This window comes from Frankia sp. CeTa3Moorea, from assembly GCF_978021225.1.
In genome coordinates this window covers 22,744-37,596 of the sequence record NZ_CDXDOR010000041.1, presented here as the reverse complement: position 1 = coordinate 37,596, position 14,853 = coordinate 22,744, and the positions used below count along the sequence as shown (strand labels likewise).

At 70.3% G+C, this 14,853-nt stretch carries 11 protein-coding genes; 7 read left to right on the top strand and 4 right to left on the bottom strand.

Translation table 11 applies throughout. From position 1 onward, the window contains the following. Nucleotides 1-823 (bottom strand): protein kinase (locus tag AC08OV_RS10050; protein ID WP_476619587.1); only part of this gene is annotated, 823 nt, incomplete at its 3' end. Nucleotides 824-937: 114 nt separating this feature from the next. On the opposite strand from AC08OV_RS10050, the gene AC08OV_RS10045 reads away from it, so the two are divergent. The 4 genes from AC08OV_RS10045 (at nucleotide 938) to AC08OV_RS10030 (ending at nucleotide 4,181) form a co-directional block, all read left to right on the top strand. Beyond that, nucleotides 938-1,672, top strand: a complete 735-nt coding sequence (locus AC08OV_RS10045; protein WP_476615835.1) for a Type 1 glutamine amidotransferase-like domain-containing protein — start codon at nucleotides 938-940, stop codon at nucleotides 1,670-1,672. A gap of 150 nt (nucleotides 1,673-1,822) precedes the next feature. Beyond that, nucleotides 1,823-2,824, top strand: coding sequence for a lipoyl synthase (gene lipA, locus AC08OV_RS10040; RefSeq protein ID WP_476615834.1), 1,002 nt, complete (start codon nucleotides 1,823-1,825; stop codon nucleotides 2,822-2,824). Nucleotides 2,825-2,941: 117 nt separating this feature from the next. Next, entirely contained in the window at nucleotides 2,942-3,208 is a 267-nt protein-coding gene (locus tag AC08OV_RS10035) for a hypothetical protein (protein ID WP_476615833.1), read from the top strand. 106 nt (nucleotides 3,209-3,314) lie between these two features. After that, nucleotides 3,315-4,181, top strand: coding sequence for a DUF4191 domain-containing protein (locus AC08OV_RS10030; RefSeq protein ID WP_476615832.1), 867 nt, complete (start codon nucleotides 3,315-3,317; stop codon nucleotides 4,179-4,181). 75 nt (nucleotides 4,182-4,256) lie between these two features. Here AC08OV_RS10030 and AC08OV_RS10025 read toward each other — a convergent pair whose 3' ends face one another. Then, a complete protein-coding gene (locus AC08OV_RS10025) occupies nucleotides 4,257-4,781 on the bottom strand; it encodes an RDD family protein (RefSeq protein WP_476619586.1) in 525 nt (174 codons plus the stop codon). Between the two features lie 182 nt (nucleotides 4,782-4,963). Between AC08OV_RS10025 and glnA the strand changes: the two genes are divergently transcribed. Beyond that, complete coding sequence (gene glnA / locus AC08OV_RS10020; RefSeq protein ID WP_476614026.1) at nucleotides 4,964-6,388, top strand: type I glutamate--ammonia ligase; 1,425 nt, start codon at nucleotides 4,964-4,966, stop codon at nucleotides 6,386-6,388. A 743-nt stretch (nucleotides 6,389-7,131) separates the two neighbouring features. After that, nucleotides 7,132-8,193, top strand: a complete 1,062-nt coding sequence (gene glnII / locus AC08OV_RS10015; protein WP_476614025.1) for a glutamine synthetase GlnII — start codon at nucleotides 7,132-7,134, stop codon at nucleotides 8,191-8,193. A gap of 104 nt (nucleotides 8,194-8,297) precedes the next feature. On the opposite strand, the gene AC08OV_RS10010 is transcribed toward glnII, so the two are convergent. Together AC08OV_RS10010 and AC08OV_RS10005 are read right to left on the bottom strand one after the other, a co-directional pair. Continuing rightward, nucleotides 8,298-11,501 carry a bifunctional [glutamine synthetase] adenylyltransferase/[glutamine synthetase]-adenylyl-L-tyrosine phosphorylase gene (locus tag AC08OV_RS10010; RefSeq protein WP_476614024.1) on the bottom strand — a complete coding sequence of 1,068 codons (3,204 nt, stop codon included), beginning with the start codon at nucleotides 11,499-11,501 and terminating at the stop codon, nucleotides 8,298-8,300. Beyond that, nucleotides 11,498-12,856 (bottom strand): glutamine synthetase family protein, encoded by a 1,359-nt coding sequence (locus tag AC08OV_RS10005; RefSeq protein WP_462187556.1) that lies wholly within the window; start codon nucleotides 12,854-12,856, stop codon nucleotides 11,498-11,500. Before AC08OV_RS10005 ends, AC08OV_RS10010 begins: the two co-directional genes overlap by 4 nt. Nucleotides 12,857-13,043: 187 nt before the next feature. On the opposite strand from AC08OV_RS10005, the gene AC08OV_RS10000 reads away from it, so the two are divergent. Then, the gene (locus tag AC08OV_RS10000; RefSeq protein ID WP_476614023.1) at nucleotides 13,044-14,834 is read left to right on the top strand and encodes an NAD+ synthase; all 1,791 of its coding nucleotides are present in this window, start codon (nucleotides 13,044-13,046) and stop codon (nucleotides 14,832-14,834) included. Nucleotides 14,835-14,853 lie beyond the last annotated feature (19 nt).

The following is a 14,853-nucleotide window of genomic DNA, read 5'->3' as shown; positions in this document are numbered from 1 at the left end:
CCGGCAGGGTTTCGGTCGGCGAGGGGCCGCGCCGCGCCGCGCCACCCGGCTCGCCGCCGCCCGCCAAGCGGACCGGGAGCGGAGTCGCGCTGCGGGCCAGCGACGCGGCGAGTTCCAGGGCACTCGGTCGTCGGCGCGGGTCGTCGATCATGGCGGTCGCCACCGCCACCGCCACCGCGGCTGCGTCCGGCCCGGTGGCCTCACGCATCGCCCCGAGCAGCAGAGTGGCCAGATCATGGACATCCGCAGACGCGGCCTCGGGTGGAATCGGATCCGGTCTGGCGGCGTCGGCCAGCGCCGCGGCCCCGAGCCCGATCAGAACCGGACGCCCGTTCGGCTCCAACAGGATGTCCTCACGCTCGAGCCGGCCATGCACGACGCCGACGGCGTGCGCGGCGGCCAGGGCCTGTGCGATCGGCAGACCGATCGTGACGACCTCACCGGGGTCCAGGTCCCCACGGGCGGCGAGCAGCCGCGCGAGGCTGACACCGCCGACGACCGGCTCGGTGATCAACGCCAGGCCCTCCGCGGTCGGCAACACCGCCACGACCGGCACCAGATGGGGATGCTCCAGGTCCACGAGGGCCCGGGCCGCAATAACCGCCGCGGAACGCAGCACTGGGTCCGGCGCCAGCCGCACCCGCCGCACCACGCACTCGATCCCGGACTGGTCGAACTGACCCGACCAGAGCTCTCCAGAGCCGGCGTCCCGCAGGCGGGAACGCATGCTCACCCCCGGGACCTCGGGTACGCCGCCGACGCGCCGGGGCGGTCTGTCCGCGGAATCGTCGGTGAAGGTCACAAGAAGCGACGCTAGGCTCAAACTCGTCCGGTCTGCATACCTCTTCGTCCGGTTGTGGATAACTTTTTACGATCCGCCGCGGGGTATGCGATCGATGACCGTCACGCGCGACAGCCTTCAGAGAGCGACGAACCTGTGCAGATCCTCGCCACCAGCGGTGGCTTCCTTCCGGACGGCCGCTACGGAGCCAAGGTCGGTCCCATCCTCCATCACGCCATCAGTCTGTCCGCAGCGGGCGCACGGCCCCGGGTCTGCCTGCTGCAGACCGCCCTGGGCGACGACCAGGCCGCCTACGCCCGCGGGTACGCGGCGTTCAACCGCGACCGACCAGACGTGCTGGTCTCCCACCTCACGCTGTTCCCGATGCCGAACATCGCCGACATCCGCGCCCATCTGCTGGCGCAGGACGTCGTCTGGGTCGGCGGGGGCAGCGTCGCCAATCTGCTCGCGGTCTGGGCCGTGCACGGGCTCGGTGAGATCTTCCGCGAGGCGTGGGAGGCGGGGGTCGTGCTCGGCGGAGTCTCCGCCGGTTCACTGTGCTGGCATATGGGCGGCACCACCGACTCCTTCGGCCCGGATCTCCGCCCGGTGGCGAACGGCCTCGGCCTGCTGCCCTTCAGCAACACCCCGCATTACGACTCGGAGGCCGGCCGGCGGCCGCTGTTCCAGCGGCTGGTCGCCGAGGGCACGCTGCCGGCCGGATGGGCGACCGACGACGGAGTGGGCCTGCACTTCCACCGCACCGATCTCGTCGAGGCGGTGGCCGACCGGCCCGGGGCGCACGCCTGGCGGGTCGAACGCGGTCCGGACGGCACCGCCGTGGAGACCGCGGTGGTGCCCCGTCTGCTACCCGCGGTGCCCCGCGACTGAGCCGGCAGGCTTATGATTGTGGATGTTCTCAGGCTTTCCGCGGTCCCCTACCGCGAAGCATGGGACATACAGCGCTTCCTCGCCGAAATTCGCTTGGCCGCGGAGCGGCCCCTTCTTCGAACCGGTCGCTGAGCAGATGGAGCTGGTGGTATGACCGCCGTCGCCCCCGAGGGTCGTCCGCTGCTGCGCATCGAGGCCCGTAATGCGCAGACGCCGATCGAACGCAAGCCATCGTGGATCAGGACTCGGCTGCGCACCGGCCCGCAGTACCAGGACGTCAAGGGGCTGGTCCAATCGGCCGGGCTGCACACGGTGTGCGAGGAAGCCGGCTGTCCCAATATCTACGAATGCTGGGAGGACCGCGAGGCGACCTTCCTGATCGGCGGGGAGGTCTGCACCCGCCGCTGCGACTTCTGCCAGATCGACTCCGGGCGGCCCGCACCGCTCGACCATGACGAGCCGCGCCGGGTGGCGGAGTCCGTCGCCACCATGGGCCTGCGGTACGCGACGGTCACCGGAGTCGCTCGGGACGACCTCGCGGACGGCGGCTCGCGGCTGTACGCGGAGACGGTCCGCCAGATCCACGCTCGCTCGGCCGGTACCGGCGTGGAGGTCCTGATCCCGGACTTCGGCGGCCGGCCCGACCAGTTGGGCGAGGTGTTCGGCGCGGCGCCCGAGGTACTCGCCCACAACCTCGAAACCGTACCCCGGATCTTCAGGCGGATCCGGCCGGCGTTCCGGTACGAACGCTCGCTCGACGTGCTGCGCCAGGCCCGCCAGTCCGGGCTGGTCACGAAGTCGAACCTCATCCTGGGTCTAGGTGAGACGGCGGAGGAGATCCACACGGCCCTGCGGGATCTGCGGTCGGCGGGGTGTGAGCTACTCACCGTGACCCAGTACCTGCGCCCGACGCCGCGGCACCATCCGGTCGAGCGGTGGGTGCGGCCGGAGGAGTTCCTCGGCTGGGAACGTGTCGGCGTGGAGCTCGGCTTCTCCGGGGTGATGTCCGGTCCGCTCGTCCGGTCTTCCTACCGGGCCGGCCGTCTCTACCAGCAAGCGATGACGGCACGTGACCAGGATCGCAGCGAAATGTCCGTTCCCCCGGAAAGTGTGTCGGAGAACTCTCACGGGCAACGGCCGAGTCCGTGGTGACCATTCCTCGAAGCAGCTAGAATTAGCTTAGCGTTACCCCCTTGTTACGTGGGGGTCATCCTCTTCGCCCATCATCGAGGTGTGTGCCCACGACCGTGCCGGGAGGTCGTTCCCATCGTGCTCCGTTCATTGCTCAGCGTTCTCGAAGAAGTGACCCTGCTGCTGCTGCCGCACGGAGGTCAGAAGACCGCGCGTCGTAACGCGTGGCGGGCGGCCACCGATCTGCACGTGACGACCGGCTATCGATGGCTGGACACCACCGTGCCGCTGTCGGTCACGTCGGTCACGCCGATCACGCCCGCGCCGCCCCGAGTCACCACCCCGGGCCGCCGCCCCGCGTCCGCTCGCGGTCGCCGCCCAGCACTGATCCGCGTCACGCCCTGATCACGCCCGGCAGTCAGATCCGCCGGACTTCCCGCCAGCCACTGGCGATCGGCGGGCACGGGACGAGCATGCCTACCGCCAGCCAGGAGGCCGTAGGCTCGCGGTCATGGCACTGAAGAAGAAGCCGACGGACGCCCCGGGGTCGGCGACCCCGGGGGCGGCGGGGAAGGACCAGTCGGCGGGCGCAGCCGACAAGAACGGCGCGGCTGGCAGGCGCGGCACCAATCCTGGCACCGCGGGGAAGATCCCCGGCACGGCCGGCAAGGGTGGCGCGGCCGGTCGGAACGGCCGCAGCGGCGAGGCGGGACCGGGAAAGGGATTCACCACCCGGGTCGCCCAACTCCGGATGATCTACAAGGTCACCCGGCAACGCGATCCGCAGGCGCTCTGGATCACCCTGGCGGGCTTCCTCGCTCCAGTCGCCGTCGGCATCGTGCTCGCAATCTTCGTCGGTCCGCTGTACCTGTGGATTCCGATCGCCCTCCTGCTCGGGGTGGTCGTCGCCCTGAACCTGTTCAGCCGACGGGTGCAGCGGACCGCCTACGCCGAGATGGAAGGCAAACCGGGCGCCGCCGCCGGGGTGATCGAACGGATGCGGGGCGACTGGCGCCTCACCCCCGCCGTCGGCGTCAACCGGCATCAGGATGTGGTGCACCGTGTCGTCTGCCGCGCCGGGGTCGTGATCATCGCGGAGGGTCGCGGGCGTGGCCCGCGGGAACTGCTCGCCGCCGAGAAGCGCCGGATCCGCAAGGCGGTCGGCGATACGCCGGTGACCGACATCATCGTCGGCACCAGTGAGGGGGAGACTCCCCTGCCCAAGCTGCAGAGCACCCTGATGCGGCTGCGGCGCACCCTGCGCCGTGGCGAGGTCGACGCCCTTGACCGTCGCCTGCGGGCGATGGGCGGCGCAGCGCTGCCGATCCCGAAGGGACCGATCCCCCGCAACATCCCGCGCGGCGGCCGCCTCCGCTAGCGCCGCCGCCAGGCGTGGTCCGCCGTGCCACCCACGGTGGACCACCCCCGAAGCCCCGTAGTGGAGGGATCCGCGCTACTTCTCGGGGCCGGGCTTCTCGGGGCCGGGCTTCTCGGGGCCGGGCTTCTCGGGGCCGGAGCCCACGGGGTCGCGCACCACCACGGTCCCGGCGGCGCGATCGTGAAGGCCGCGTAGGTCACGGTCCCAGATGAACACCGGGATGAACAGGCCCAGCAGAACGGTACGCACGACGATCCACGGCCAGGACTGCCGACCACAGTCACGCAGCCGGATCACGCGGATGCCGACCAGCCGCATGCCGATCGTCTGGCCGGCCGTACCGACGAGGATCAGCTCCTCGAGCAGGAAGACCGCGTAGATCGCGAGGCCACGCGCGTCGGCGGCGTAGCTCAGTCCGACGATGTACAGCATGCCGACGATCAGGTTCGCGGCGACCGCGTCCACGAGGTAGGCCAGCAGGCGCGGACCGAACCCGACCACGGATCCTCGGCCGTCCCGCGGCAACCCGAGGCGTACCCCGGGCGGGGTGTCCCGCGGCAGACCTGGCCCGTCAAGCCAGCCTCCAAGTGCTCGTCCCACGACGCAAGCTTATGTGGCACCGCAACATGCACCCAACTCATCACGTTGAGTGATTAAGTAGGTTTCGGTAACGCTACGGAAACTATCCCGTGATGTCGTGCACCGACGGCCTGGTGACCGGAGACACGCCAACATGGCGTAACCTGTGGCCCTAAGAAGCGTGACGCGATGCTGGAGGACGAATGTTCGCAAAAGCAGAAGACGTGCTTCGCTATATCCGGGACGAAGACGTTCAGTTCATCGATGTCAGGTTCTGCGATCTTCCCGGGATCATGCAGCACTTCACCATCCCGACCCAGGTCTTCGCGGAGTCGGTGTTCACCGAAGGCCTGATGTTCGACGGCTCGTCGATCCGCGGCTTCCAGGCCATCCACGAGTCCGACATGCTGCTGCTGCCGGACCCGCGCACCGCTTTCGTGGATCCCTTCCGCGAGCACAAGACCCTCGCCATGACGTTCTTCATCCATGACCCGATCACCAAGGAACAGTACTCCCGGGACCCGCGCAACATCGCCAAGAAGGCGGAGACCTATCTCCGGGGCACCGGCGTCGCGGACACCGCGTATTTCGGTCCGGAGGCGGAGTTCTACATCTTCGACGATGTCCGCTATGACTACAACCCCTACGGGTCGATGCACCAAGTCGACTCGGTCGAAGCCGCCTGGAACACCTCCCGGAAGGAAGAGGGCGGAAACCTCGGGTACAAGCCGAGGTTCAAGGGCGGCTACTTCCCGGTGCCGCCCACGGACCACTTCACCGACCTGCGTTCCGAGATGACCCGGGTGCTCTATGAGACGGGTATCACCGTCGAGATGCAGCACCACGAGGTCGGCACCGCGGGCCAGGCGGAGATCGACATCAGGTACGACACGCTCCTGAAGACCGCCGACAACCTGATGCTCTACAAGTACATCATCCGCAACGTCGCCCGCGGCCGCGGCAAGACCGTCACCTTCATGCCGAAGCCGCTGTTCGAGGACAACGGATCCGGTATGCACGTCCACTCCAGCCTGTGGAAGGACGGGGAGCCGCTCTTCTACAGCCCGAACGGGTACGGCGGTCTCTCGGACACCGCCCGCTACTACATCGGGGGGCTGCTGCACCACGCCCCGGCGCTGCTGGCCTTCACCAACCCCACCACGAACTCCTACCGTCGGCTCGTGCCCGGCTACGAGGCGCCCGTCAACCTGGTCTACTCGGCCCGCAACCGGTCGGCGTGCTGCCGCATCCCGCTCAGCGGTGACTCACCGAAGGCCAAGCGGGTCGAGTTCCGCGTGCCGGACCCGAGCTGCAACCCGTATCTCGCCTTCGCCGCGATTCTGATGGCGGGGCTCGACGGCGTGCGGAACAAGATTGATCCGCCGGACCCGATCGACAAGGATCTCTACGACCTCCCGCCGGACGAGCTGGCCGCGGTTCCCCAGGTCCCGGGTTCGCTGGAGAAGGTGCTCGACGCGCTGGAGGCGGACAACGAGTTCCTGCGGGAGGGCGACGTCTTCACCGCGGATCTGATCGAGACCTGGCTGGACTACAAGCGGGTCAACGAGGTCGACGCCATCCGCCTGCGGCCGCATCCTTACGAGTTCACCCTCTACTACGACATCTGACGCCCAGCCGTAAGGTTCCGGCCATTGACCCATCGCCGGGCCTCGGGTGATCCGGCGGGCGCCGAGGCGGTGACCGCGGCCTGCTCCCAGAAAGGTGCGGCCCGGACAGGTGCGGCACGGTGAACCGCGGGGGTCGGTCACGCTCTCGAGGCGGGCGGCCCCGATTGACCCCTGCGGTTCGTCTGGTCCTTCGCCGCGGTGGCAGAAGGCCTCTTCGAGCCGGGGACGCGTGCGGAAACCAGGTCGCGCCGCCACCTCCGGGCGGAGACCGGCCGAAGGCCCGCCAATATCCACCGAGTGCCGGCGAGCGCCAGAAAGATCACGGGCAGGAGATGCCCGGACTCTTTCCCGGGGTATCAGGCGAAACCCCCAAAGCCACATTGAAAATTAATATACTAATTCCCCGAGGCCCTACTTCGACGACGTCGGAGGCGGGCCTCACGTCTATGCGGAACGGCGCGGTCCGGAATACCGGCCATCTCCCGCCGACACCCGCCGGGACACCACGACACGAAAGCGGAGCCGGGGACTCCGAAAATCCCGGACGGCAGCCGGCCCCGATCGCCCAGGGCCAGCCTTTCGTGACATAGCAGAGACCGAAAATTAACAATCACGGAACAGGAAGGTAACTGGGCACGACAAGGCTCCGGTCGAACCCTCCCGTCATTCGCGGCCTGGGTCGGCTGGCCAGGCCGATCACGAAGTCGCTCCGTAACGTGCAGGATCAACCACGGGGAGTATGAGTGAGTTATCAAGCCGAATACATCTGGATCGACGGCACCGAGCCCGAGCCGCTGATGCGCAGCAAGACCCGCATCATCAGGGACGGTAAGGAGCCGGAGATCTGGGGCTTCGACGGCTCGAGCACCAACCAGGCGCCCGGATCGAACTCGGACTGCGTGCTGCGGCCCGTCTTCGTCACGCCCGACCCGCTGCGGGGTGGCGACAACCTCCTGGTGCTCTGCGAGGTCGAGCTGACCGACTTCACGCCGCACCCGACGAACACCCGGGCCGCCGCCCGGACCGTCGCCGAGAAGTACGCCGACATGACGCCGATGTTCGGCATCGAGCAGGAGTACACCTTCTTCAAGGACGGCCGTCCCTACGGCTGGCCGGAGGTCGGCTACCCCGCGCCGCAGGGACCGTACTACTGTGGCGTCGGCGGCTCGAAGATGCCCGGCCGCCAGATCGTCGAAAGGCACGCGCAGGCCTGCCTCGACGCCGGTCTCGCCATCGAGGGCACCAACGCCGAGGTCATGATGGGCCAGTGGGAGTTCCAGATCGGCGTGCTCCCCGCCCCGGCGATCGGCGACCAGATCTGGCTGGGCCGCTGGCTGCTCCACCGGATCGCCGAGGACTACGGCGTCGAGGTGTCGTTCGCCGCCAAGCCGATCCCGGGCGACTGGAACGGTGCCGGCGCGCACACCAACTTCTCCACCAGGCAGACGATGGAGGGCTGGGACGCCATCGTCGCCTGCTGCGAGGCGCTCGGCACCCGGGTGCTGGAGCACGTGACCCACTACGGTCACGGCATCCAGGACCGACTGACCGGTAAGCACGAGACGGCTCCGTGGAACAAGTTCTCCTGGGGCGCCTCCGACCGCGGCGCGTCGATCCGCATTCCGTGGGCTGTCGAGAAGGCCAAGAAAGGCTGGCTGGAGGACCGCCGCCCGAACGCGAACATGGACCCGTACCTGGTCTCCGCGCTCATGATTGACACCTGCTGCAGCGCCCTGGCCGGCGATAAGCCGACGCTGTTCGTGCCGTCCCAGACCACCCCGGCCCCGGCCGGGGCAACCGTCTGACGAACGGTCACCAGACCGGAGCACAGGCGGCCGTGGCGGTGCTCCCGACGACACGACCGCCTGCCCGGTCTTACGGTGGCGCGGTTCCGGCACCACCGGGCGTGCTAGCCGAAATCCGCGGTCCGCTCGCGCGCGAACACCTCCTCGACGACGGCGCGGGCCAGCGCCGCCGACCGGCGGTGCTCGGCGACGAGCTCGCCGGCCCGGTCGGAGGGATATCCCGCCGCGCTCGCCATCGCCTCCAGACCGGGCGGGCGGTCAGGGACGACGTCCGGACGCGGCCAGCCGGCCAGCGTGCTCGCGTTCCGGATGCGGGAGGCGGACATCCAGGCCGCGCGCAGGATCTCCGCCTCGCTCGCGTCGAGCAGACCGGAGACGACCGCGGCCCCCAGCCCCTCGAGCGTCGACGTCGTGCGCAGCGTGGGAATCCGCCGGCCGTGGCGCAGCTGGAGGATCTGCACCGCCCACTCCACGTCGGTCAGCCCCCCGGGGCCGAACTTCAGGTGCAGCGTGCGATCGACTCCCCGTGGGATCCGTTCCCGCTCCATCCGCCCGCGCAGGCGGATGATCTCGTCCAGGGCGCCCGCGGGAAGCGTGGTCGGGTAACGCACCGTGTCCGCCAGCCGGCAGAACCGGTAGGCGAGCCCGGGATCACCGGCCAGGGGCTCCGCCCGCAGCAGCGCCTGCGACTCCCACTCCTGCGACCACCGTTGGTAGTAGGCCGCGTACGCCTCCAGCGTGCGTGAGGCCGGGCCGCTGCGCCCCTCCGGACGCAGCGCTGTGTCCAGGCGCAGCGCCGGACCGGGTCCGGGAACGGCGAGCAGCCGGTGCAGCTCACCGACCACCTCGGCGACAGCCCTGCTCGCCCGGTCCGCTGACGCCCCTGGCCTGGCCTCGTGCACGAACAGCACGTCGGCGTCGCTGCCGTAGGACATCTCCGCGCCGCCGAGCCGGCCCATCGCGATCACCGAGATCCGCGCCGGCAACGACTCCGGGTCACCTCCGGCGACCCTGCGCTCGGCGACAAGCAGGGACGCGGCGATGGTGGCGGCCGCGGCGTCCGCCAGCGCCCGGCCCACGGCTGCGACGTCCTGCAGGCCGAGCAGGTCCGCGCAGGCGACCCGGACCAGTTCGACGCGGCGCACCGCCCGGGCCCGCCCGACGGCCTCCTCCCAGTCGGGGTTGCGGTGGGCGATCGCCACCATGGTCCGGACCAGTGCCTCCCGCGGCACCGGGACGAGATCGTCCTCGGTGCGCAGCAGCCGCACCGACTCCGGCGCGCGGGCCATCAGGTCCGCCACGTACCGGCTGGTCGCGAGTACCCGGGCGAGCCGGTCCGCGGCGCCGGCGGAGTCCCGCAGCAGCCGCAGATACCACGGGGCGCGCCCGAGTGCCTCGCTGACCCGCCGATAGGCCAGCAGCCCGGCATCGGGATCGGGGGCGTCGGCGAAGGCGGGCAGCATCGTCGGCAACAGGTGGCGTTGGATCGCGGCCGTCCGGCTCACCCCGCTGGTCAGCGCCTCGATATGGCGCAACGACCGGTCCGGCGCGGCGAAGCCGAGCGCGGCCAGCCGGTCGGCCGCCTCCTGGGGAGTAAGGCGGATCTCCTCCGTCGACAGGCGGGCGACCGCCTCCAGCAACGGCTGATAGAAGAGCTTCTCGTGCAGCGATCGGACGGATCGGACCACCCGGGCGTGGGCGTCCTCGAACGCCTCCGCCGTGCGCAACCCCATCGACCGGGCCAGCCAGCGCAGCTCGGTGGAGTCCCGGGGCAGGGTGTGCACCCGGCGCAGCCGTTGCAGCTGAAGGCGGTGCTCAGCGTTACGGAGAAAACGGTAGGCGTCGGCGAGCCCGGCCGCGTCGCGCCGACCGACGTAGCCGCCGCGGGCCAGACCGTCGATGGCGCCCAGGGTGGAGGCGACCCGCAGCTTGGCATCCACCCGGCCGTGGACGAGTTGCAGCAGCTGGACGGCGAACTCGACGTCGCGCAGGCCGCCCGGCCCCAGCTTGAGATTGCGCTCCGCCTCCGCGCGGGACAGCGTCGACTCCACCCGGCGCCGCATCGCCCGCACGTCGGCCACGAAGCCGGGACGGGAGGCCGCCGTCCACACCATGGGCGCGACCATCGCGCAGAACTCGGCGCCCAACGCCAGGTCTCCCGCGATCGGGCGGGCCTTGAGCAACGCCTGGAACTCCCAGGTCCGGGCCCAGCGGCGGTAGTAGGCGTGATGGCTGGCGAGCGTGCGGACCAGGGCACCGTCCCGGCCCTCCGGGCGAAGCCCCACATCGACCTGGAACAGCGCACCGGCGGCGGTGACGGTGCCGGCGGCTCGGACCAGCCCCTCCGCCAGCCGTGCCGCCGCCGTCAGTACCGCCGGCCCGGCCGGTTCCGCCCCGATCTTCCCCCCGTTCGCCGTACCGTTCGCCGCATCGCGGGGTGCCGTCGGCTCGGCGACGAACACGACATCGACGTCGCTGACGTAGTTCAGTTCCCGTCCGCCGCACTTGCCCATGCCGATCACGGCGAGCCGGACCGGGGGCAGCCGCGGGTCGAGCCCGGCACGGGCGACCGCCAGCGCCGCGTCCAGCGCGAATCCCGCCAGATCGGCGAGTTCGGCCGTGGCCTCGTCGAGTGGCACCGCGCCGGTCAGGTCCCGCGCCGCGAGGACCAGCAGCGCCCTGCGGTACGCGGTCCGCAGGGCGTCGAGGATCTGGGGACCGTCGCCCGCCGCCCGGGGCGCCGGATCGTCCGGATCCGCGCCGACCGCGCGCAGCAGACCTGCCCGCACGCTCGCCGCCTCCGGCGGGGTGGTGACCACCTCGTCGGCTTCCAGGATGTGCCAGTCCGCCGGATGGCGGGCAAGATGATCGCCGAGCGCGATGCTCGCGCCAAGCACGGCGGCGAGCCGTTCCCGCAGCCCCTCGTGGCGGGCCAGTGCACCGACGAAGGCCGCGCCCCCGGCCGGGCCGAGGGCGTCCACGAGCCGGTCCAGCGCGGCGAGAGCCCGGTCCGGATCGGCCGCAGCCGCCAGCGAGCCGACCACGACGTTGGCCTCGAGCCGTTCCTCGCGCACGATTCCCACGGTGGCGGGACCGGGCAGGACATCCCTGCCGGCGGTGGGCGACTGGACGGCCGGGCTGAGCAGGCCGAGGCGGCGCATCGTCGTCTCGGCCCGGTCGACGTCGGTGAAGCCGAGTCGCGCGAGCTGCGCGGCGACCGAGCTCCCCCGCGGATGGGCCGCGACCGGTCCCGGCCCGACCGGCCCCGCCCCGGCTGTGGGGGGCCGGGTGCCGGTCCGCCCGGTCATAGCACCGGCAGGTACCGGTCGATCTCGAACGGGGTCACCTGCCGACGGTATTCCAGCCACTCGGCCCGCTTGTTCCGCAGGAAGAAGTCGAACAACTCGTCGCCGAGGGTCTCCCGCACAAGCGCGGAACGCTCCATCACCTTGACCGCCTCGGCGAGCGAGCCGGGCAGAGCGGTGATCCCGCGCTCACGACGCTGCGTGTCGGTGAGCGTCCAGACGTCGTCCGCCGAAGCCGGTGGCAGCTCGTAACCGCCCTGGACACCCCGCAGGCCGGCTGCCAGCACCAGGGCGAAGGTGAGATACGGGTTGCACGCGCTGTCCGGCAGCCGGAACTCCACCCGGGTGGCGTTGGATTTGTGGAGCTTGTAGAGCGGAACCCGCACGAGCGCCGAACGGTTGTTGTGGCCCCAGCACACATAGGCCGGCGCCTCCAGCACCTCGCCGACCCGCTGGTCGCCGATGAGCCGCTTGTAGGAGTTCACCCACTGGTTGGTCACCGCGGTGATTTCGGCGGCGTGCGCGAGGAGCCCGGCGATGAAGGCCTTCGCCACCTTGGACAGCTGATAGTCGTCGGTCGGGTCGTGAAAGGCGTTGCGGTCGCCCTCGAAAAGGCTCAGATGGGTGTGCATCCCCGACCCGGCCTGGTTACCGAACGGCTTGGGCATGAAGGTGGCGTAAATACCTTGCCGCAACGCCACCTCCTTGACCACCTGGCGGAAGGTCATGATGTTGTCGGCGATGGTGAGGGCGTCGGCGTAGCGGAGATCGATCTCCTGCTGGCCGGGGGCCACCTCGTGGTGGCTGAACTCCACCGAGATGCCCAGCCGTTCGAGCATGCTGATGGCCTGCTGCCGGAAATCATGGCTGATGTCATTGGGGGTCAGGTCGAAGTAGCCTGATTCATCCACCGGCGGGGGCACCGGGCCACCGCGTTTCGGCGGCTCCCTGAGCAGGAAGAACTCGATCTCCGGATGGGTGTAGAACGTGAACCCCGCGTCGGCCGCCCTGGCTAGCGCGCTCCGCAGCACCCAGCGCGAGTCGGCGGCGGCGGGCGTGCCATCCGGCATCACGAGGTCGCAGAACATCCGGGCAGTGAGCGGATGTTCACCGCGCCAGGGAAGCACCTGGAAGGTGGAGGGGTCGGGCCGGGCCAGCATGTCGGCCTCGTGTACCCGCGCAAAGCCCTCAATGGCGGACCCGTCGAAACCGATACCCTCCGCCAGCGCCCCCTCGAGCTCCGCGGGGGCGATCTCCACCGACTTCAGGTACCCAAGTACGTCGGTGAACCAGAGCCGAACGAAGCGGATGTCCCGCTCCTCCAGAGTCCGGAGAACGAACTCCTGCTGTTTGTCCATAGTGCCTCCGCGCTGAGGATGTGGACTCGACGATACGGGCCACCCGATGTGCTTATCCCGACCATAGCGACTACATCCGTTTGTCGCTGTGATGTTGCCTGGTAGCAACCAGTCCGCCAACGGCGTGTTACCTACCCTCCCGACACGGGACCTAACAGCCCACGCCGCGACCGCCTACGCTGCAACCATGGCCCAGCTGCGGATCGCCCTCGCCCAGGTGGACACGACCGTCGGGGATCTCGCTGGTAACGCCGACCTGGTCAGTACCTGGACGAAACGGGCCGTCGCCGATGGCGCTCATCTGATCGCCTTCGGTGAACTCACGTTGACCGGCTATCCGCCGGAGGACCTCGTCCTGCGCCGGTCCTTCGTCGCCGCGAGCCAGCGGGCGCTGGTGGCCCTGGCCCGCCGGCTGGCCGAGGAGGGGTGTGGCGAGATCGCCGTCGTCGTCGGCTACCTCGATGCCTCCGCGCAACCCGCGCCGAGTGTGGGACGCCCGGCCGGTGAACCGCAGAACGCCGCCGCGGTGCTCTGGGGCGGCGAGGTCGTCGCGCGTTACGCCAAGCATCACCTGCCGAACTACGGCGTCTTCGACGAGTTCCGCTACTTCGTGCCCGGCACGGCCTTTCCGGTGCTGCGGCTGCACGGGATCGACGTGGGCGTGACGATCTGCGAGGACCTGTGGCAGCAGGGCGGGCCGATCACCGTGGCCCGCCGGTCCGAGGTCGGCCTCGTCCTGTGCATCAACGGCTCCCCCTACGAGCAGGGGAAGTCCTTCCAGCGCGACGCCCTGTGCGCCGAGCGCGCCCGGGAGGCCGCGGCCGCCCTGGCCTACGTCAACCTCGTCGGCGGGCAGGACGAGCTGGTCTTCGACGGGGACTCCCTCGTCGTCGACGCCGCGGGGGAGCTCGTCGCGCGGGCCCCGGTCTTCAGCGAGGCGCTGCTGATCACCGACCTGGACCTGCCCGCGGCCGGTCCCGGCCCGGCGCGGGCGGTGTCCGGGGCCATCGACGCCGAGGATGGCACGACGATGACGGTGACGCGCACGATACTGGCCGCCGAGCCGCTGGCACCGTTCACCCCCCTGCCGCCGGTCGTCGCCGACCGCCCCGAGCCCGCCGGGGAGCTGTACACCGCGCTGGTCACCGCCACCCGTGACTACATCCGTAAGAACGGCTTCTCCTCGGTGGCGCTCGGGCTGTCCGGCGGTATCGACTCCGCGCTCGTCGCGACCATCGCGGTCGACGCGATCGGCGCCGGCGCCGTCCACACCGTCGCTCTGCCCTCGGGCTACTCGTCGGGGCACTCGGTGACCGACGCCGCCGAGCTCGCCCGCCGCCAGGGCACGCGGCACGCCGTGGTGCCCATCGAGCCAATCGCCGCCGCGTTCCGCGCCGCCGCCGCCCCCCTCGGCGGGCTGCACGGCCTCGCGGACGAGAACCTGCAGGCCCGGGTGCGCGGAACGCTGCTCATGGCGTTGTCGAACCAGCATGGGCACCTGATCCTCACCACCGGCAACAAAAGCGAGCTGGCAACGGGGTTCTCCACCCTCTACGGAGACAGCGCCGGCGGCTACGCCCCCATCAAGGACGTCTCGAAGACCCGCGTCTGGGAGCTGGCGCGCTGGCGCAACGCCACCGCGGAGAAGCGTGGCGAGGTGCCGCCCATTCCCGAGGAGATCATCGTCAAGGCGCCGTCCGCCGAGCTTGCCCCGGGCCAGCTCGACTCCGACCGACTGCCCGACTACGGCATCCTCGATCCCGTCCTGGACGACTATGTCAGCCACGACCAGGGCCGGGCCGAGCTGATCGCGGCCGGGCACGATCCGGCCGTGGTGGACAAGGTGATCCGGCTCGTCGACCTCGCCGAGTACAAGCGCCGACAGAACCCGCCCGGGCCGAAGGTGACCTCCAAGGCGTTCGGCCGCGACCGCCGACTGCCGATCACCTCCCGCTGGCGCGAGAACCCGCCGGCCTGACCAGCCGCGCGGGCCGGGG